This is a genomic window from Streptomyces sp. R818, assembly GCF_056172735.1.
This window is the reverse complement of record NZ_JAOCNE010000014.1, coordinates 821,951-840,087: the sequence shown is the minus strand read 5'-3', so window position 1 is coordinate 840,087 and position 18,137 is coordinate 821,951. Positions and strand designations below refer to the sequence as shown.

15 protein-coding genes and 2 pseudogenes are annotated in these 18,137 nt (G+C 72.5%); 4 read left to right on the top strand and 13 right to left on the bottom strand.

Annotated features, from left to right (window positions below; all coding sequences use genetic code 11):
- Positions 1–8 precede the first annotated feature (8 nt).
- The 3 genes from N5I75_RS35625 to N5I75_RS35615 all read right to left on the bottom strand — a co-directional run bounded on the left by N5I75_RS35625 (position 9) and on the right by N5I75_RS35615 (position 3,982).
- Positions 9–2,303, bottom strand: coding sequence for an ATP-binding SpoIIE family protein phosphatase (locus N5I75_RS35625; RefSeq protein WP_476684297.1), 2,295 nt, complete (start codon positions 2,301–2,303; stop codon positions 9–11).
- A 182-nt stretch (positions 2,304–2,485) separates the two neighbouring features.
- Positions 2,486–3,241 (bottom strand): ANTAR domain-containing protein, encoded by a 756-nt coding sequence (locus N5I75_RS35620; protein ID WP_476684296.1) that lies wholly within the window; start codon positions 3,239–3,241, stop codon positions 2,486–2,488.
- 57 nt (positions 3,242–3,298) lie between these two features.
- Complete coding sequence (locus N5I75_RS35615; RefSeq protein ID WP_476684295.1) at positions 3,299–3,982, bottom strand: ANTAR domain-containing protein; 684 nt, start codon at positions 3,980–3,982, stop codon at positions 3,299–3,301.
- A gap of 217 nt (positions 3,983–4,199) precedes the next feature.
- Here N5I75_RS35615 and N5I75_RS35610 point away from each other — a divergent pair, with 217 nt between their 5' ends.
- The gene (locus N5I75_RS35610; protein WP_476684294.1) at positions 4,200–4,631 is read left to right on the top strand and encodes a VOC family protein; all 432 of its coding nucleotides are present in this window, start codon (positions 4,200–4,202) and stop codon (positions 4,629–4,631) included.
- On the opposite strand, the gene N5I75_RS35605 is transcribed toward N5I75_RS35610, so the two are convergent.
- From N5I75_RS35605 to N5I75_RS35595, 3 genes and pseudogenes are all read right to left on the bottom strand, one after another.
- Positions 4,628–4,972: an ANTAR domain-containing protein gene (locus N5I75_RS35605; protein WP_476684293.1), complete on the bottom strand. Its 345-nt coding sequence runs from the start codon at positions 4,970–4,972 to the stop codon at positions 4,628–4,630. The genes N5I75_RS35610 and N5I75_RS35605 overlap by 4 nt on opposite strands.
- Before the next feature lie 321 nt (positions 4,973–5,293).
- Entirely contained in the window at positions 5,294–6,268 is a 975-nt protein-coding gene (locus tag N5I75_RS35600) for an alpha/beta hydrolase family protein (protein WP_476684292.1), read from the bottom strand.
- Positions 6,265–7,187: pseudogene (locus N5I75_RS35595) on the bottom strand (zinc-binding dehydrogenase). The gene N5I75_RS35600 and the pseudogene N5I75_RS35595 overlap by 4 nt, the downstream one beginning before the upstream one ends.
- Before the next feature lie 89 nt (positions 7,188–7,276).
- Between N5I75_RS35595 and N5I75_RS35590 the strand changes: the two are divergent.
- Complete coding sequence (locus N5I75_RS35590) at positions 7,277–8,215, top strand: LysR family transcriptional regulator (RefSeq protein WP_476684291.1); 939 nt, start codon at positions 7,277–7,279, stop codon at positions 8,213–8,215.
- Here N5I75_RS35590 and N5I75_RS35585 read toward each other — a convergent pair.
- Both N5I75_RS35585 and N5I75_RS35580 read right to left on the bottom strand, forming a co-directional pair.
- Positions 8,109–9,482: a Fic family protein gene (locus N5I75_RS35585; protein WP_476684290.1), complete on the bottom strand. Its 1,374-nt coding sequence runs from the start codon at positions 9,480–9,482 to the stop codon at positions 8,109–8,111. The two genes, N5I75_RS35590 and N5I75_RS35585, sit on opposite strands and share 107 nt — an antisense overlap.
- A 307-nt stretch (positions 9,483–9,789) precedes the next feature.
- A pseudogene (locus N5I75_RS35580) lies at positions 9,790–9,891 on the bottom strand (LysR family transcriptional regulator); the annotation flags it as partial.
- Between the two features lie 181 nt (positions 9,892–10,072).
- On the opposite strand from N5I75_RS35580, the gene N5I75_RS35575 reads away from it, so the two are divergent.
- Positions 10,073–10,582 carry a nucleoside deaminase gene (locus tag N5I75_RS35575; RefSeq protein WP_476684289.1) on the top strand — a complete coding sequence of 170 codons (510 nt, stop codon included), beginning with the start codon at positions 10,073–10,075 and terminating at the stop codon, positions 10,580–10,582.
- On the opposite strand, the gene N5I75_RS35570 is transcribed toward N5I75_RS35575, so the two are convergent.
- The 3 genes from N5I75_RS35570 to N5I75_RS35560 all read right to left on the bottom strand — a co-directional run bounded on the left by N5I75_RS35570 (position 10,507) and on the right by N5I75_RS35560 (position 14,402).
- Positions 10,507–11,769: a Cmx/CmrA family chloramphenicol efflux MFS transporter gene (locus tag N5I75_RS35570; RefSeq protein WP_476684288.1), complete on the bottom strand. Its 1,263-nt coding sequence runs from the start codon at positions 11,767–11,769 to the stop codon at positions 10,507–10,509. The two genes, N5I75_RS35575 and N5I75_RS35570, sit on opposite strands and share 76 nt — an antisense overlap.
- A gap of 207 nt (positions 11,770–11,976) precedes the next feature.
- Positions 11,977–13,116 carry a glycoside hydrolase family 12 protein gene (locus N5I75_RS35565; RefSeq protein ID WP_476684287.1) on the bottom strand — a complete coding sequence of 380 codons (1,140 nt, stop codon included), beginning with the start codon at positions 13,114–13,116 and terminating at the stop codon, positions 11,977–11,979.
- A gap of 263 nt (positions 13,117–13,379) precedes the next feature.
- Complete coding sequence (locus N5I75_RS35560; protein ID WP_476684286.1) at positions 13,380–14,402, bottom strand: LacI family DNA-binding transcriptional regulator; 1,023 nt, start codon at positions 14,400–14,402, stop codon at positions 13,380–13,382.
- Positions 14,403–14,594: 192 nt separating this feature from the next.
- On the opposite strand from N5I75_RS35560, the gene N5I75_RS35555 reads away from it, so the two are divergent.
- Positions 14,595–16,142: a carotenoid oxygenase family protein gene (locus N5I75_RS35555; RefSeq protein WP_476684285.1), complete on the top strand. Its 1,548-nt coding sequence runs from the start codon at positions 14,595–14,597 to the stop codon at positions 16,140–16,142.
- A gap of 134 nt (positions 16,143–16,276) precedes the next feature.
- On the opposite strand, the gene N5I75_RS35550 is transcribed toward N5I75_RS35555, so the two are convergent.
- Together N5I75_RS35550 and N5I75_RS35545 are read right to left on the bottom strand one after the other, a co-directional pair.
- Complete coding sequence (locus N5I75_RS35550) at positions 16,277–17,053, bottom strand: hypothetical protein (protein ID WP_476684284.1); 777 nt, start codon at positions 17,051–17,053, stop codon at positions 16,277–16,279.
- A 96-nt stretch (positions 17,054–17,149) separates the two neighbouring features.
- Entirely contained in the window at positions 17,150–18,067 is a 918-nt protein-coding gene (locus N5I75_RS35545; RefSeq protein WP_476684283.1) for an MBL fold metallo-hydrolase, read from the bottom strand.
- Positions 18,068–18,137 lie beyond the last annotated feature (70 nt).

Here is an 18,137-nt window from a genome sequence, read left to right as displayed (position 1 = left end):
GAAGAGGATCAGGGCGCGGGCATCTCGAACCAGACGATCTTCCCCGTCGACAGACGCGTCGCACCCCACCGCTTGGCCAGCCGGTTCACCAGGAACAGGCCGCGGCCGTCCTCGTCGGTGGCGCGGGCCTGGCGCTGGCGCGGCAGTTGCGGGACGTCGTCGCCGACCTCGCAGCGCAGCACGTCGGTGCGGAGCAGGCGCAGGGTCACCGGCCGTGAGGCGTAGCGCACCGCGTTGGTGACGACCTCGCTCACGAGCAGCTCGACGGAGTCCGACAGCTCCTCCAGGCCCCAGCGCGCCAGCACACCCCGGGCGAGGCGGCGGGCGCGGCCGGGCGCGGAGTCCTCCGGGTCCAGGAACCAGTACGCGACATCGCTGGGCGGGATCCCGTCGAAGCGGGCGGCGAGCAGCGCGATGTCGTCGTCCCGCTCCCCGTGTCCGGTCATGTCCAGCACGTCGTCGCAGAGCGCTTCGAGGGGCGGCGGGTGGTCGGGGCCGGTCAACTGCGCGGTGGCGGCGAGCCGTTCCCGCAGCTGCTCGATGCCGCTGCCCACGTCGCGCAGGCGCGACTCGACCAGGCCGTCGGTGTAGAAGAGCAGCGTGGCGCCGGACGGGGCGTCCAGCTCGACCGTCTCGAAGTCCACGCCGCCCACCCCGACGGGCGCCCCCGGCGGGACCCGCAGGACCTCGGCGCGGCCGCCCAGGTGCAGCATGATCGGCGGCGGATGCCCGGCGTTGGCGATCGTGATGCGGTGCGAGACCGGGTCGTAGATGGCGTACACGCAGGTCGCCATGCAGTCCGCCTCGACCGCGTGCTCGTCCAGGTGCTCCAGGATCTCGTGCGGCGGCAGGTCGAGTCCGGCGAGGACCCGCGCGGTGGTGCGGAGCTGGCCCATGATCGCGGCGGAGGTCATGGAGTGGCCCATGACGTCGCCGACGACGAGGGCGACGCGGCTGCCGGGCAGCGGAATCGCGTCGTACCAGTCGCCGCCGACCCGTGCCGTCTCCGCCGCGGGCAGATAGCGCGAGGCGAGCCGCGCGCCCGCGGGGTGGACGAGCGACGCGGGGAGCATCCGGCGCTGCAACTCGTCCGCGATGTACGCCTCGCGCCCGTACAGGACCGCCTTGTCGATGCCGAGCGCGCCGTGCGTCACCAGCGTCCCCGCCACAAGGAGGTCCTCGGAGTGGAACGGCGGCCGGTCCGAGGAGCGCAGGAACACCGCCGCGCCGATCACCCGGCGGCGCCCGCGCAGGGGCGCCAGGATCGCGCGGCGCCCCAGCGGCACCTGCGGATCGCCGCCGAAGAGTTCGGGCAGCGCGGACAGCGCCACGGGCGAGTCCGCGAAGACGGGCCGCACCCCGCGCAGCACCTCGGCGAGCGCGCCGCCGGGCCGCACCTCGCACAACTCGACGGTGGGCGGCAGGAGTTCGGCGCGGGGCGGCGCGGACAGCGGTCCGAGGTCCGGGTCCCTGCCGTAGCCGCCCGGGACCCGGTCGGTGCGGCGGCGGCGCAGCACCATCGGCCCGGCCGGGCGCTCGTCGCCGACCGGCAGCGGTTCGCACAGGTAGACCAGGATCGCGTCGGAGAAGGTGGGCACGGTCGCCCGGCACAGGCCGAGGACGATCTCGTCGAGGTCGAATCCGCGCGCGATCCTCCGGGTCGCCGCTCCGACGAAGCGCAGGCGGTCGCCGTCGCGGCGCATGGTCGGGGTCGGCTGTTCGGCCGGGAGCGACCGGGCCGCCCGGATGGCCTCCTCGGCCGCCTCCCGGGGCACTTCTCCGTTCGTGGACGCGGGGGCCGCAGGGGACGCGGGAGCCGTGGCAGACGTGAGGGACAGGTGGGTGGACAACTGGTCGGCGGCCGCGACGTCGTCGGCGGCGAACGCGAGCCGGTCGGTCCTGCGCACCATGACGACCAGGCCGGATGCCCGCTCGGGTCCACGGAACGGGGCGACGAGTACACGGTCCGCGCCGGTCGACCACGCTCCCGTGCCCCACATCTCGGTCAGGGCGGCCTCGACGTCCGGGTCCTCGCCGCACAGCGGTGCCTTCGCCAGGAGCAGCTGGGACAGCTTCCCACCGAGCAGGACGCCGGTGCGCTCGGGCGGCAGCGGGCCGCATCCGGCGGAGGCGACGAGGCGCAGCTCCCGGGGCGCGCCGTCGGCGCCCGTCTCCTCGAGGTGGACGAGTACGGCGTCGGCGAGCAGCGGCACCGTCGACGAGCACAGCTCGCGCGCCGCCGGGCCGAACCCCTCGGTGCGGGCGATGCGCCGGATCGCGGCTGCCAGACTGTGGTCCGTCACGGGCATCGGCTCTCCAGGGCGGGGCGCGGCACTCATGCGCCTTTGACATTGACCGGTCACAAGGACAGGACCATGCTCGGGCGCGGCCGACGGCCTTGTCCAGATGTCGACTGGCGTGTCCTGAAACGGGGGTCGTGCCTGGCGCGGTGTGGGGCTGTGGGGGCGCCGATGGTGATCGTCCGCTATGCGGAGCCGCCGGGTTCCTGGTGCGGGCCGGTGGCCGGGACGGCGGGCAGGAGGCCGGTGTCGATGACGTCCATGGCGATCGTGCTGATCCGGGCGTCGTGGTCGCGGGCGTGCGCGCGCAGGGCCGCGAAGGCGTTGTTGAGGGAGATCTGGCGGCGGACGGCGACGATGCCCTTCGCCTGCTCGATGATGATGCGGTTGTGCAGGGCGGTGTGCAGCTGCCCGTTGATCGTCTCCTGCCGGCCCAGCGTACGGGCGTGCAGCAGGCCGATCGTGGCGGCGTCCGCCAGCGCCTGGGCCAGCAGCAGGTCGTCCGGGGACAGGGCACGGTCCCCGGTGTGCAGCAGGAGCAGCGCGCCCAGGCTCTCGCCGCGCAGCCGCATGGGCACCGCGGTCGGCAGGGCGTACCCCGCCTGATCGAGCGCGGAGTGCAGCTCCGGCCACTCGGCGGACTGTTCGCCGGGGGCAGGATAGTCGGGGATGACCGCGTGGGTCAGGCGGTACGCCTCGACAGCCGGGCCCTCCACGCACGCCGCGTCGATGACACGCTGCAGGGCGGGCTGCGGGTCGCACGGGGCGGGGCTGTAGAGGCGCGGGGCGGGGTGCGCGAGGAGGACGACGGCGTCGGTGATGTCGAGGAGCTCCCGGCAGCGGACCGTCATCTGCTGCAAGAACTCGATCAGGTCGAAGTCCTCCACCAGCGTGTCCGCGAGCTCCAGGAACGTGCGGGCGATGTGTTCTTCCCTGCTCATGCGGCGTCTTCTTTCTGCGTTCTCAGCACAGGGTCGTGTGAGGGGAGATGTGCCGGACTAGGCGGGCAGTTCGCGCTCCAGGACGCTCTGGGCCGTCTCCGTCAGGGTCCGGCCGGAGGAGTAGGCCTCGGCGCGCAGCCGGACCAGCGCTTCGGGCAACGGGATGTCGAGTTTTCCGCTGAGGACGCCGGTGGCCTGGTGCACCTCGGCCCGGTGCAGATCCACCGCGCCCGCGCGCCCCGGCCCGTTGTGACCGGCGGTGTTGTCGGGCCAGCGGGCCAGCATGTGCGCGGCGAGATGGTCCGCGACCAGCCAGCCCTCGGCCCGCTGCTGCTCGCTCAGCGCGCCCTCGGTGCGCCGGTAGCCGGTCAGGGTGCCGCTGTCGACCGCGCCGATGCGCACCGGCCACACGAACACCGCGGCCACGCCCAGCTCCTGCGCCTCGGGCACGAACTGCGGCCAGAACCGCATCACGAGCCGGTCCACGTCGGGGACTTCCCGCACGCCCTCGCCGACGGGGAAGCGCAGGCCGGGGCCCTGTCCGAGGACGGCCTGCACGTCCTCGAGCCGGGCGCTCGTGTCGTCGCTGAACCAGAGCAGTTCCCCCTGCACCGAGACGGCGACGCCGTCCAGGCCCAGGGCGTGCGCGCAGTCGACCGCCCAGGAACGGCGCTGCTCCTCGCTCGTCACGGTGTCCATGCGGTCGAGGAGTTGCCGGATCGTCACGCCGCCGCTGCCCATCCGCAGCCCCCTTCCGGGGTCGGGAGCGGATCGCTCACGCGGGCGGCGCACTCCGCGCGCCGTCCGCCCTCACCACCGTAGCGCGCCGACGGGTCGCGGTCCCGAGGACGGAGGGGGTCGGCGAGGGGCGTTGCACGCAACGAACCGCGTCCGTACCGCTCCTGCCGTCCCGTCATAATCGGTGTCGCCGTCCGGCGTGTGCTCATATCGTGGCCCGATGACGTCGTCGATCAAGAAGTTCCAGGTCACCTTCGACTGCGCGGAGCCGGAGCGTCTCGCCCGGTTCTGGTGCGAGGTGCTCGGGTACGTCGTGCCCCCGCCGCCCTCGGGGTTCGCCACGTGGGACGAGTACAAGCGCGCACAGCCCCCGGAGCGACGGGACGCCTGGTTCGCGTGCGTGGACCCGACCGGCGAGGGGCCGCGGCTGTACTTCCAGCGCGTCCCCGAGGGCAAGGCCGTCAAGAACCGCGTGCACCTCGACGTCCGGGTCGGCACCGGTCTCGTCGGCGAGGAGCGCCTGGCCGCCCTGGAGGCCGAACGCGCCCGGCTCGAACCGCTCGGAGCGGTCCACGTCCAGACGCTGTACGACGGCAACGACGCCTGCATCCCCATGCTGGACATCGAGGGCAACGAGTTCTGCATCGACTAGGACGAGTACGAGGACGAGGACCAGGGCGCTCGGGGCGCCTCATGCACGTCGGTGCCGAGCCGGGAGGCCAGGGCGCCTTTGGCCTGCTCGATGACGATGCGGGAGTCGAGGGCGGTCTCCAGCCGGGCGATGACGTCGCTGCGGGCGGGCCCGCGTGCAGGAGGTTCACCGCGCCCACGGCGACGCGCAGCGGCACCGAGGCGACGCTGGTGTATCCGGCGGCCCGGGCCCGCGGCATGAACCTGGGCCAGCGCTCCGAACCGGGGCCCTCGGTCCGCAGGTTCACCGGATCGAGGACCCGACCGCTGCGCGCGCTGTCCAGGCAAGGCCCCTCGCCCCACTCGATCCGGGCCTCCTCCGGACGCCTGCACACCTCGTCGGAGGCGGTGAGGTGGTCGACCCTGCCGTCGCCGTGCAGCACGGTCACCCCGACCGAGCGCACCCCTCCGAGCGCACCCCTCCGGGCGCGCGGCCAGGTCGGACACGGCCTTGGCCGGCCGGCACACAGCCGTGAAGTGTCCGCTGACGGAGCTGGCTGTCCTCGATCCCCGTGGACCGTCCGAGCCACTCCTCCACCGGTCCCACCCGGCCTGAACGGCTCACGGTGCGCGTTTAAGCGTAGTCCGCACTGCTCCGGTGAGCGTCTGCGGTGAACGCGCCTTTCACCCGCCCGTGAGGTGGTCGGCCACCTGGGGCAGCCAGTCGGAGCGGGCGTTGCCCAGCAGGTGGTCGCCGTGCGGGACGGACAGGTGGGTGCCGTGCGGTGCCAGTGCGGCCAGTGGTTCGCCGTTCGTCACGCCGGGGATGGTGTCCTGGCCGCCGTCCACGACCAGCAAGGGGGCCGTGATGCGGGGCGCCAGTGCGGAGAGGTCCACGTGCCGGGCGAAGTCGCGGGCGGCGTCGGCGCTTCCGGTGCGGTCGGCCATGATGTCCCGTACGGGATCGGGCAGTTGCTCCCAGTCGAGGCGGAACGGCCCGCTGACGGTGGCGACCGCGTTCACGCGCGGTTCCAGTGCGGCGGTGCGGGCGGCGAAGTATCCACCCAGGCTCAGGCCGACGACGGCGACCCGCGGAACGCCCAGGGCGTCGATGACCCGGCCCACGACCTGCTCGTAGTCGGGCCGCATGGTCGTCGTGCCCGCGAGCGAGCCCTGCCCCGGGCCGTCCATCGCGAACACCGCGAGGCCCCTGGCAAGGAGCGCCGACGCCAGGTCGAGGAACTCCTCCTTGGCGGAGTCGAGGCCGGGGATGACGAGCACGGTCCCGGAGGCGTCGCGGGGGCCGCGCAGCCAGCCGGTGAAGCCGTCACCGCTCACGCGTCGCGCGCCCGGCTCCAGCAGCTTCAGGGCGCGGCCGAGCGCCCGGTCCGCCTCGGCCGCGGCGCGGTGCGCATCCGTGTACGGCGCGAGCGTGGCGAGGTGGAACCACCGGGCCGCCATCAGCACGTGTTCACCACAGGAGACGGCCGAGTCCGCCGCCTCCGCGCGGGCGAGATGGGCGTGTGCGGTGCGTACGAGGGCCGGGCCCCAGCCGGTGACGGAGGTGAGGGCGCCGGTGACCCGCCGGTACTCGTGCGGATCGACGCCCGCGCCGGTCGCACGGGTCCCTTGGGCGGCGGCGAACTCGTGAACGTTCATCGTGCGGTTCCTCCGGTCAGCAGGACGGCTTTGCCGCGGATACGGCGCTCGCGCAGGTCGACGAGGGTCGGGGCGGCCTGCGACCAGTCAGCGACCCGGTCGATTTCGGGATGCAAGCGGTCCTGCGCGACGAGGCGCACCAGTGCCGCGAGGTCGGGGCCGTAGGGGGCGCCCGCGTAGTGGAAGTGCTGGATCGTGACGCGTTCGGGTCCGTGCAACAGGTCGAAGAAGTCCAGCGTGGCCGGGGTACGGCTCGCCTGGCCGACCAGATGAGTGTGCCGCCAGGGCGCGTTCTGCGCAGTGCGGCCGCGAGTGCGGGGCCGCCAGTGGACTCCAGGACGATGTCGAACGGTCCTTCCGCGTCCGCGATGTCGTGGACCACCCGGGCGCCCAACGCCTTGAGCCGTGCACCGCGTACGGGCGTCGCCGTCACGGCGGTCACTTCGGCGCCGGCCCCCAGGGCGAGTTCGGTGACGTAGTGGCCGACTCCGCCGGAGGCGCCCGTCAGCAGCACCCGGAGGCCTGCTGAGCAAGGGGCCGTACGCAGGAGGCGCAGGGCCGTGATTCCGGCCAGGGGCAGGGCCGCCGCCTGTACGGTGTCGACGCCGTCCGGGAGTGGGGCGAGGGAGTGGGTGGGCACGGCCGCGTACTCGGCCCAGCCGCTGTGCGCCGGGTGCCCGACCACACGGGTGCCCATGGCTGGGCCCGATCCGTCCGCCGCGGCCTGCACGACCAGGCCCGCGACGTCCTTGCCGGGCAGCCACCCCGGCGCGGGGCGCTCGACGAGGAACGTCTCACCGCGGTTCGGCGCGAACGCCTCGACCTTGATCAGTGCCTCGTCCGGTGCCGGGACGGGCTGGGAGACGTCGGTGAAGGCGACCGGACACGCCGCTTCCCCTGTGGCAACAAGTCTTCGCATACCGGGGATGCAACCCTCGGCACCGCCCTTAGCTCCAACAACCCCCACCCGCCGCCGACAACCGACGGTTGTCGCCTATGGTGAGCGCCGTGGATCTCGATGTGGCCCAGGTACGCGCCTTCGTCCGCACCGCCGAGGAACTGCACTTCGGGCGGGCCGCCGGCACCCTCGGCATCTCCCAGCAGGCCCTGTCGAAACGGATCGCGCGGCTGGAGGTTCTGCTCGGGACGCGGTTGTTGGAGCGTGGTGGTACCGGAGTCCGTCTCACCGAGGCGGGGCAGCGCTTTCTGCCGCCGGCCCGCCACACGGTGAACGCCGCCGACGCCGCGGTGGCTGCGGTGACCGGGGACGAGGGCCCGCTGCGCGTGGACGTCTGGGGACACCTGTACGCACCGATGCGAACCTTGACGCAAGTAGCCTCGCAGGCAGGTGAGTTGACCCTCGGCCATGGCCGCGACCTGCCCTCGGTGACCACGGCCCTGCTCAACGGAGACATCGACGCGGCGTTCGGCCGGGTCCACCCTCCGCTGCACTCGGACCTCACGCACCGGCTCATCCGCCTCGAACCCGTCGACGCCGTGCTCAGCTCCGAGCATCCGCTCGCCTCCGCGCGGGCGCTACGCCCCGCGCAATTGCGCGGCAGCGTCCTGTGGGCGCCCGGCACCCTGGACCGGCTCGACTTCCTCCACCAGTTCGCCGAACGCTTCGGTCTGCGCGACAGGGCTTCGAGCATCAACCTCGGGCTCCCCCACTTCCTGAGCGAGATAGCCGAGTCCCCGGAACGCTTCTCCCTCCTCCCGGCGGACGTCCCTCTGCCCGACGCCCCCGGAATCCGCTCCGTCCCCTTGGTCGACCCGACACCGCTCTACGCCTGGTCCCTCCTCTGGCGCACCGAACACACACATCCAGGCCTCGACCGCCTCACCGCAGCGTGCGCGGAACAGGCGTCGCGGAACCGGTGGCTGGAGTACGACCCGGGCCACGACTGGCTGCCGGAGCTGCCTGTGCGCGGCCGAGCGTTTCCCTGAGATGGACGCCGATGAAGCGGGCGAGGAGGAGCGCGTCCTCGGGGCTGTCCGGAGGGAAGCTGACGCGGCGCAGCAGGGAGACCCCGTCGAGGGTGACGTCCTCGCGGGCCAGGACGTGGACGAGGGTGAGGAAGGCGGAGCGGGCGTTGCCGTCGTCGAAGGGGTGGAAGAAGCAGACGTCCAGGTAGGCGCGGGCGGCGCGGGCAGTCAGCGGGAGCGAGGGGCTCGCGTCGGGAGCGGCCTCGCTCAGGCAGGTGTCGAAGAGGGCCCGGGTGTCGGGACCGATGCCGTACCGTTCGCGGCCTCCTTTGGCGAAGGCCGGTCCGTCGCGGAACGGTGGTGGCTGCGGGGTGGTGAGGACGTGCCGTTGCCATGTGCTGAGCAGCGCGAAGTCGAGTCGGGCGCCGCGTGCCGCGTCGGCCCGGAGGAGTCGCAGGGCGGCGAGCATGCCGTCCGCGCGGGCCGGGTCGATGACGCCGTCGAAGGCCCGGATGTCCTCCGCCGCCCCGTCGCGGGACGGCGTCACCGGCCCTGTCGTCCCGGTCTCCGGTGCCTCGTGCCACGGCACCGCCGCACGCACCGCCAGCCAGCGTGCCAGGTGGTCCGGGGGCGGCGTCTCCGAGGGCGCGGCGGCGTCCTCCGCGTGGACGGAGTACGCCAGTTGTTCCGCGATGTCGTCGACCAGCACGGTGCGCGGCTCCGTCCAGCTGTGGAAGCGTCCGCCGATCGCCGCGTCGGCCAGGTCCCGCGCCTTGTCGGGTGCGACGCCCCAGCGCGCGAGGAACCAGGTGAGCACCTGGCGACAGTGGTGGTGCCAGCCGCTGCCGCACCCGGTGCGGTCGACGACCTGAAGGATCAGATTCCGCGCCGCGCGCTCCCACAGGATCCGCTGGTCCTCGATGTCGCCCAGGTCCAGCGGGTACGCCTCGAACCAGTCGGCCAGGGTCTCCAGCCACTCGCGCCATTCGCCGAGCGCCGCGACGACGCGGGCCCGCGTCTCCTCCGGCGTGGTGAGGGAGTGCCGCGGACAGCACCAGCTGCCGACCGGGCCACCGTCGAAGTCCCCCTCGTCGTGGGACCAGCGCCATCCGACGGCCCAGGTCCCGTACCGCTGGACGAGGGCGTACGACACGGCGTCGGCCCACTCCGTGGTCTCGCCGTGCGGAAGTGAGCGCACCAGCCGTGCCGCGGCCGCGTCGTCGAACGCGTGGCGTGCCGGGTCCACTTCGTCCCAGCTCAGGGTGGCCGGGTGCCAACGCATCATCATGCGCCCCGACCATACGTCGGCGCCGGGCGCGTGAGGAGGTTCGCCAGGCGGTCCGTCATGGCCGGGAGCAGCCAGTAGTGGGCCCACCCAACGCCCGGAAGACGGCCACCAGTTTCGTGGCCTGGTCCGGGTCCAGCGGCGCGACAGCTGCGCCGACTCGGCCGTCGATGTGCCTGCGGGCCATGGATGCCTGCCGCCTCAGGTCGCGGGTGGCAGGCCCCGCTCCGCCATCTGCGCCCGCACCAACGCCCCGAAAGCGCGTAGCGCCGCCGAACGGTGGCCGCCCGACCTGGCGTGCAGGGCGGCGCGTCCGCTCCAGCGACCGGATCTGCTGCGACAGGGTCGCCTGGGACACGTGCAGCACCTCGGCGGCCCAGGTCAAGGTGCCGTGCTCGACGACGGCGAGCAGCTACTGCAGGTGCCGGAGCTGCACGGGAGCCATCCATCCGCCGAGCCTACGCCGCGCACCCGCCACATATAGGTGACTTCTATAGGAGGCATCATCAGCGCGTCTTGGACGCTATACCGCCTGCTCAGCCACGATGGAAGCAGCGCACGAGAAACAGCCCGCCAACGACCGGAGGCATTCCATGGACTACGTCCAGCGCACCATCGACCTGGCCCGCACCAACGTCCTGGACGGCGGCCGTCCCTTCGCCACCGTCATCGTGAAGGACGGCGAGATCGTCGCGGAGCGCGGCAATCAGGTCGCCCAGACCAACGACCCGACGGCGCACGCCGAGATCCTCGCCGTCCGGGACGCCTGCGTGAAGCTCGGCACCGAGCACCTCACCGGCGCCACGATCTACGTCCTGGCGCAGCCGTGCCCGATGTGTCTGGGCGCGCTCTACTACTGCTCCCCCGACGAGGTCGTCTTCGTCGCGACCCGTGAGGCCTACGAGCCGCACTACGTCGACGACCGCAAGTACTTCGAGCTGTCCACGTTCTACGACGAGTTCGCCAAGCCGTGGCAGGAGCGCCGGCTGCCGATGCGGCACGAGCCGCGCGACGGCGCCGTGGACGTCTACCGCCTGTGGCAGGACCGCAACGGCGGCGACCGCCGCGTCCCGGGCGCCCCGGCCTCCGACGACGGCAACTGACGCCGGCGCCCCCGCCCCCGTCCTCGTACGGCCGAGGGTGCGGCGAGAAGCGCGATGAGCAGTGCTACGGCGATCAGGGCCCCGCTGGCCCACAGCGGCCCGACCTCCCCCGGACCCGTTCCGAGCGTGGCCGCGGCGAGGAGCGGGCCGCCGGCGGCGCCGATGTTGAGCGCCGCCGTCGCGTACGAGCCGGCCATGACGGGGGCCGCCGCCGCCTCGTGCAGGACCCGCGCGATCAGGGTGGAGCCGAGCGCGAACGACAGCGCTCCCTGTACGCACACCAGGGCGAGCAGCGTGACCGGCTGGTCCGCGAACGCCGCCAGGGCGCACCAGCCGATCAGCGCCGTCGGTCCGCCGACCGCGACGATCCGGCCGGGGTACCGGTCGGACAGCCGTCCGGCCACGGTGACTCCCGCGAACGCGCCCACGCCGAACAGCACGAGCGCGGCGGGGATCCACGCGTCGCTCAGCCCGGCGACGCCGGTGACGACGGGCGCGAGGAACGTGAACCCGGCGAAGGTCGCGGCGTTCACCAGGGTGCCGAGCAGCATCGCGTGCAGCAGCCTCGGCCTCGCCAGTTGTGCGAACTCCGCCCGGAGGGCCGGTCCGTCCGCCGTCCGCTCCTTCGTGCGGCCCGCCGGGACGCCCCGCAGGATGCCGTACGCCGCGGGCGCGCAGAGCGCGGCGACGGCCCAGAAGGTGGCCCGCCAGCCGAGCAGCGTGCCGAGCAGTGAGCCGCCGGGGACGCCGGCGATCGTGGCCAGTGTCGTGCCTGCGAGGAGCACGGCCAGCGCCCGGCCCTGCTTGCCGGGCGCGACCAGCGTGGCGGTGACGGTGAGGGCGATGGCGAGGAACCCGGCGTTCGCGAGCGCGGCGACGACGCGGGCGGCGAACAGCACCGGGAAACTCATGGCACAGGCGCCCACCACGTGCGCCGCGGCGAACGCCACGACGCACCCGAAGAGGCTGGAGCGCGGGGGCCAGCTGCGGGAGAGCGCGGCCGCGAGGGGCGCGCCGACGATCATGCCGATCGCGAAGGCGGAGGTCAGGGTGGACGCGGTCCCGACCGGGACGCCGAGGTCGGCGGCGATGTCCGGCAGCAGACCGGCGAGCATGAACTCGGACGTGCCCATGGCGAAGACCGCCACGGCGAGCAGGTAGAGAGGGACGGGGAGAGGGAGAGGCATCGAGTCGCTCCGGGGTGAGGAGAAGGACGGAAGGTCATCTCGTCACCGCGGCCAGCCCTCATCGCTGGACTGCGTGGTTCAGTGGTGCAGGGGGCTGACGGCGTGACCGAAAGCCCCCACCTCGTCTGATTCAGGACTCGACATGGCCCGTACGCTACCCGACCTGCCCCTCTCGGGGCACCTCGGTTTCGTCCCGGGCCGGGGGCGCTACGCCACGGCGCACGCGGTCCCGTTCAGGCTGAAGGCCACCGGTTTCGCGAACGTGCCGCCGTAGGTTCCCTGGAAGCCGAAGCTCTGGCTGCCACCGGCGCCGATGCGCGCGTTGTGCGCCAGGCCGCTCGCGGTCACCGCGCCCGACTGCGCGGACAGCGAGGCGTTCCAGGCGCTGGTGACGCGCTGCCCCGAGGGCAGGGTGAAGGCGAGCTGCCATCCGTCGACCGGCGTCGACCCGGAGTTGGTGACGGTGACGTCGGCCGTGAAGCCGCCCTGCCAGACGTTGGTCCCGTACGCGACCTTGCAGGCCGTCGAGCCGCCGGGGCCGCCCGGGTCGCTGCCGCCGCCGGTGTTGACCGTGGAGGAGAAGGAGGTGACGGCCAGCCCGGCGCCGTTCTGCCACGGCTCGAAACCGGCCTGAATGCTCGTCAGGTACCAGTTGTTCTGGGCGAGTCCGCGCGAGACGGCCTGCCGCACGAAGTCCATGACGTCGAAACTCCAGCTGGAGATCGCCGAGGGGGCGACGAAGGACAGCACGTCGTTGCCGCCGTTGTTGCCGGACCAGACCTGCCAGGTGCGCCCGGCCACGGTCGCGGTCCCGACCTGCGACCCCACGGGCTGGACCGCCCCGACCTTGTTGAACCACACCATGATCTCGGTCCGGTTCACCCCGTCCTTCTTGGGGGTGGGGTCGAGCCAGATGTCGTACGCGGCGTCGTAGACCGCGTTGCCGACGTAGCTGTAGCTGATGCTGGTCGGTGCGGAGGAGATGGTGCTGAGCTGCGCGGGGAGGTTGGTCCCCGGTGAACAGTTGGTGTAGTGGCAGCCGTTGTAGATCGACGGGTACGACTTCGGGGCGCCGTTGGTGGGCACGGAGCCGTCGGCCTGGTCGACCCGGAAACCCGTGTCCGTGGCGGTGATGCACTGGGTCGCGCTCGTGCCCCAGCGGTTGTTCTGGACCACGTAGCGCCCTTGGACCGTGGTCGACCCGAACTCCTCGCACAGGGTGGTGTCGGCGTGCGCCGGGGGCGTGGCGGTGATGAGCGCCGCCATCAGGGCCACGGCGGTGAGCAGTGCGCCGAGCAGGCCGTGTGCGGTGCTGCGCGTACTGCGCGGATGCGGTGACGATCGCATGCGGGGGCCTCTCTGAGTGGGGGAAGGACAGCCGAGACGTCTGGGCGCGCTCCGCCCGGGGCAGTGGGACACCCGGCCGGTTGGGAGCGCTCCCAATCGCGATGCGGTAGGGACTGTAGAAGTCGCGCATGTCCCTGACAAGAGACTGGGCAGGATCGGGCTGGAGGGGGCGACGTTGGCTGGGAGCGCTCCCGTGCACAACGTTGGCTGGGAGCGCTTCCGTGCACCGCGCGCCGACAGCCCTGCGGTCATGCGATCGGGCTTCAGGCCGAGTCGCGCAGCACCAGCTCCGTGCGGAGGATGACGTGGCGCCAGGCCGCGGCGGGCTCCCGCATCTCCTCCTGGAGCAACCGCACCATCGTCCGGCCGATCTCGTCCACGGGCTGGCGCACGGTGGTCAGCTTCGGGTCCGTCCGCTCGGCCAACGGGAAGTCGTCGAAGCCGATCACTTTGACGTCGTCAGGGACCCGGCGGCCGGCCGCGCGCAGGGCGGTGAGCGCGCCGGCCGCCGTGGTGTCCGACGCGGCGAAGACCCCGTCGATCCCCGGGTGTCGCTCGATGAGTCCCGCCATGGCGAGGCGTCCGCGCTCCTCGGTGAAGTCACCCTCCACGACCAGCGACGGCACGTCCTCGACGCCCGCGCGCCGCAGGGCCTCGCGGTAGCCGCGCAGCCGGCACTGGGCGACGTACATGTCGAGCGGTCCGGTGATCGCGGCGATGGTGCGGCGCCCGCTGTCGAGGAGGTGGGAGACTGCGCTGCGCGCACCGCCGACGTTGTCCGCGTCGACGTAGGTCACACATTCCTCGCCGGTGCGGCGGCCGAGCAGCACGGTGGGCAGGCCCGCGTCCGCGAGCATGTCGGGCAGTGGGTCCTGGGCGCGGACGGACATCAGCAGGACGCCGTCCACCCGGCCGCCCCGGGCGTACTCCAGGAAGCGCTGCCGCTCGGTCCCGGAGCGGATCAAAGTGAGCAGGAGCTGCATCCCGCTGTCCGTCAGGGCGTTGCCGACGGCGCGGACGATCTCGCTGAAGAAGGGCTCGCCGAACAGCCGCCAGTCCGACTCCATCATCACGAGCGCCACGGCGTCGGCGCGCCGGACGGCGAGGGAGCGGGCGGCGAAGTTGGGCACGTAGCCCAGTTCGGCGATGGCGCGGCGGACCGCGTCCCGGGTCGAACTCCGCACGCCCGGCGCGTTGTTGATGACGCGGGAGACGGTGCCGCGCCCCACACCCGCGCGGGCCGCCACCTCCTCCAGCGTCGGGACGTCAGGACGCTGCCGGCCCATACCCCACCCCCGCCTCCCCGCCTGAGATCACCCGATACTACGGCCCGTCCGGGCCCGGCGGTGGTGTCAGCACCACCCCCGGTCCGGGGCCTGGGCCGACTGTGCCGCCGCAGGCCGAGGAGGAGGGTGGTTCGTGGTGAAGCCACCAGCCACGACGACGCAGTAACGGGACCACGACGCGGGGAGTTCATGATGTCCGGGCACACACGGCGGAACGTACTCAAAGGTGTCGCGGTCGCGGCGGCGGGCGGTGTGGTCGCGGGCGGTCCGCTGCCCGGCGCCCTCACGGCCACGGCACGGGCGAGCGGCGGAGACGCGCGTACGCATGTGAGGGCGAGCGGCGGAGGCACGCGAACACGTACGGGGGCGGGCTCGTTCCCGTTCCTGGAGGGGGCGTTCGCGCCGGCCACCGAGGAGCTGACCGCCTTCGATCTCCGGGTCATCGGCCGCATCCCCCGCGACCTGGACGGCCGCTATCTGCGCAACGGCCCGAACGCGCTGGGCCTGGAGGACGTCCGCGCCCACCACTGGATGCTCGGCGACGGCATGGTGCACGGGGTCCGGCTGCGCGGCGGGCGCGCGGAGTGGTACCGCAACCGCTGGGTGCGCTCCTCGCAGGTGGCCGGGAAACTCGGTGAGACATATCCGGGCCGGGTGCCGCCGGACGACTTCGCGTGCAACACACATGTCATCCCCTACAAGGGCCGCATCCTTGCAATGCAGGAGAGCGGGCCGCTGCCGTACGAGCTGGACGGCGAACTCCGCACCCTGCGCCCGTACGACTTCCGCTCGACGCTCTCGGGGGCGTTCACCGCGCACACCAAGTACGACGCGGCGGCCGACGAACTGCACGCCGTCGCGTACTACCCGGCCTGGGACCACGTGCGCCACATCATGATCGACGGGACCGGCCGGGTGGCCCGGACGACACACGTCCCGGTGGCGGACGCGCCGATGATGCACGACTTCGCGCTCACCGGGAAGTACGTGGTGATCGTGGATGTGCCCATCACCTTCGACGCCGCCGCGGCGGAGGCGGGCGCGGCCGTCCCCTACGTGTGGAACGACGCACACCCCATGCGCATCGGCCTGTTGCCGCGCACCGGCGGCTGCACACGTTGGTTCGAGATACCCGCGGTGTACTACTCGCACACCCTCAACGCCTACGACGAGGGGGACACCGTCGTCGTGGAGTACATCGGGTTCCCCGCACCGTTCTACGTCGCGGGCCGCGGCTCGGGCGGCCCGTCCGCGACCGGCTCCCCGACGCTGAACCGCTGGACCGTCGATCTCCGCACGGGCCGGGTCGGCGCGACGTGCCTCGACGACCGCCCGCAGGAATTCCCCCGCGTCAACGAGGCCCTGGTCGCGCGCAGGCACCGCTACGCCTACACGGCGAGCACGGCCGAGATGTGGCGCGCGTACGAGACCGTGGACGGTGTGCCGCCGGACGAGAAGTTCTCGAACTACCTGGTGAAACACGACATGCTGCGCGGCAGTCGGCAGCTGCACCGCTGCCCGAGGGGCGCGGCCGTCAGCGAGCCCGTGTTCGTGCCCCGGCGCGGTGCGCGCGACGAGGACGACGGCTATGTCCTGTCCTACGTGAACGACCCCGACCGGGGCGCCACCGACCTGCTGATCCTGTCCGCCCAGGACTTCGGCGGCCGTCCGCTCGCCCGGGTCCAGTTGCCCGGCCGGGTGCCGCTGGGCTTCCACGGAAGCTGGGTCCCGGACGCGTAGGCCCGTGCGGGCCCCGGCCGCGGCTTCCCCGCCGAGCACCGCGCTCACCAGCGACGACGGCCGACGGGGAACCGCTTCAGCGACGGATCGGCTTACTGGCTCACCGACTCACCGACTCACCGATGTGTCGGCCACTACCCCAGCTTCACGTTGTCCCCGGTCGAGGTGACCGCGGCCGTCGAGGTGGTGCCCGGGAAGGACCAGCGCCAGGTTCCGGCCGCGCTCGCGGTGACGGTGGTGCGCAGGTCGCCGGTGCCGTTCGTCTTCACCGTCCTGACGCTCTTGTACGACGTCCTCCCGGCCTTCTTGAACTGCAGGGTGACCGACTGGCCCGAGTAGCCGTGATACTTGCGGTCCTCCCAGTTGGCGCGGGTCAGTTTGCCGGTGACGGTGAGCTTTCCGCCGCGCTTCACCGGCTCGGGCGCCGCGTTCGTCACGAGGACGGACGCCCGCTTCACCTTGTACTGGGCGATGTTGTCGGAGATCCAGTAGTTCCCGTCCTTCGCCCGCACGGTGGCGTTGACCTGCCAGACTCCGGCGACCTTGTTGGAGTCGATGTCGTCGCTGGACGCGATCCACTCCGGCTTGATGGTCATGGTGGCCGTGCACACCGAGGTCGTGGCGCTCTTCTTGACGCACGACGTGCCGGTCCAGTCCGCGAAGCCGTAGCCGTTGTACCGGTTGAAGGTGCTCACGCGACTGAGCCCCTTGACGCCGGAGTTGTCCTTGATCGTGATCTGGACCGGGTAGTTGATCGTCTTCGACGTGCCGACGATGACGTTGGTCCCGTGGTCGACGACCGTCTTGATGACACGGATGTCCCCCGTGCCCTCCGCGTGCGCGGCCGGTGTCACCAGCACGCTCGTCGCCGCGGCCGCCGCTGCGACGGCCCACAGCCTTCCCTTGCGCAATGTCCCTCCCCTGTGCGGCACGCGCCCGCTGTCGGGCGATCGCCGCGTTGTCGGAGCGAAAGAGTACATGTCAAGGGTGCGCGGCAAGGGCCCAGGTCAGCGTGGTGCGACCGGCGCCAACCGGTAGGCCCCTCGGTGTGCCACGACCCGTCCCGCGGTGGGTGGCGCGAAGTGGGTGCCCAGGACGAGCGTGTCCGTCCCGGCGAGCGAGCCGAGCAGCGTACGGCGGGTGGCCTCGGACCGTACGGGGTCGATGTCGACGCCTGCGCCGATGGCGGGGTGGGCGAACTGGACCGGGTGGTGCACACAGTCCCCGGTGATCACCGCAGTCCGCCCGCGGCTCGTCAGCTCGACCGCGACATGTCCCGGGGTGTGTCCGGGTGTGGGGAGCAGACGAAGGCCCGGGACGACCTCGACGCCGTCGCCCGGTACGTCGACGAGGTCGAGCAGCCCCGCTTCCTCGACCGGAAGCACGGAGTCCCGGAACAACTGCGCCCGCGCCTCGTCCATGGCGTACCCGGCCCAGAACTCGCGCTCGACGCGCGAGGTGACGTAGCGGGCGCGGGGAAAGGTGGGCACCCAAGTGCCGTTCTCGCGGCGGGTGTTCCAGCCGACGTGATCGGCGTGCAGGTGGGTGAGGAGCACGAGGTCGACGGCGTCCGGCGGGAATCCGGCGGCCTCGAGACGCCGGAGGTAGTCGGTGTCCAGGTCGTGCCAGGCGGGGTTGGCCCGCTCCTTGCCGTTGCCGATGCCCGTGTCGACCACGATGCGCAGGCCGTCGAGGACGAACGCGAAGCTGTGGCTGTCGAGGCGCAGCGCCCCGTCCCGGTCGGCGAAGTGCGGGTGCAGCCAGTCCTGTCCGGTGACGACCTCCGGAGTGGCGTCGGGCAGCAGCCATGGACCGGTGGCGGGCGGCAGGGCGACCTCGTCGATGCGGTGGACGGTCGCGTCACCGACGGTCCAGGACGGCGTGCCGGTCAAGTCGGCCGAGTCCGTTGTGGGTGCAGCGCTCACGATCGGTCGTCTCCTTGGTGCGGTAAGGACAGTACGGGCAGTACGGACAAGCCCTTAAAGGCTATTCGTT

Coding starts and splice junctions, on each gene's coding strand:
- N5I75_RS35620 (WP_476684296.1), bottom strand. CDS start 3,241: ATGAGCAGGGAAGAACACATCGCCCGCACGTTCCTGGAGCTCGCGGAC.
- N5I75_RS35615 (WP_476684295.1), bottom strand. CDS start 3,982: ATGGGCAGCGGCGGCGTGACGATCCGGCAACTCCTCGACCGCATGGAC.
- N5I75_RS35610 (WP_476684294.1), top strand. CDS start 4,200: ATGACGTCGTCGATCAAGAAGTTCCAGGTCACCTTCGACTGCGCGGAG.
- N5I75_RS35600 (WP_476684292.1), bottom strand. CDS start 6,268: ATGAACGTTCACGAGTTCGCCGCCGCCCAAGGGACCCGTGCGACCGGC.
- N5I75_RS35585 (WP_476684290.1), bottom strand. CDS start 9,482: ATGATGATGCGTTGGCACCCGGCCACCCTGAGCTGGGACGAAGTGGAC.
- N5I75_RS35575 (WP_476684289.1), top strand. CDS start 10,073: ATGGACTACGTCCAGCGCACCATCGACCTGGCCCGCACCAACGTCCTG.
- N5I75_RS35570 (WP_476684288.1), bottom strand. CDS start 11,769: ATGCCTCTCCCTCTCCCCGTCCCTCTCTACCTGCTCGCCGTGGCGGTC.
- N5I75_RS35565 (WP_476684287.1), bottom strand. CDS start 13,116: ATGCGATCGTCACCGCATCCGCGCAGTACGCGCAGCACCGCACACGGC.
- N5I75_RS35560 (WP_476684286.1), bottom strand. CDS start 14,402: ATGGGCCGGCAGCGTCCTGACGTCCCGACGCTGGAGGAGGTGGCGGCC.
- N5I75_RS35555 (WP_476684285.1), top strand. CDS start 14,595: ATGTCCGGGCACACACGGCGGAACGTACTCAAAGGTGTCGCGGTCGCG.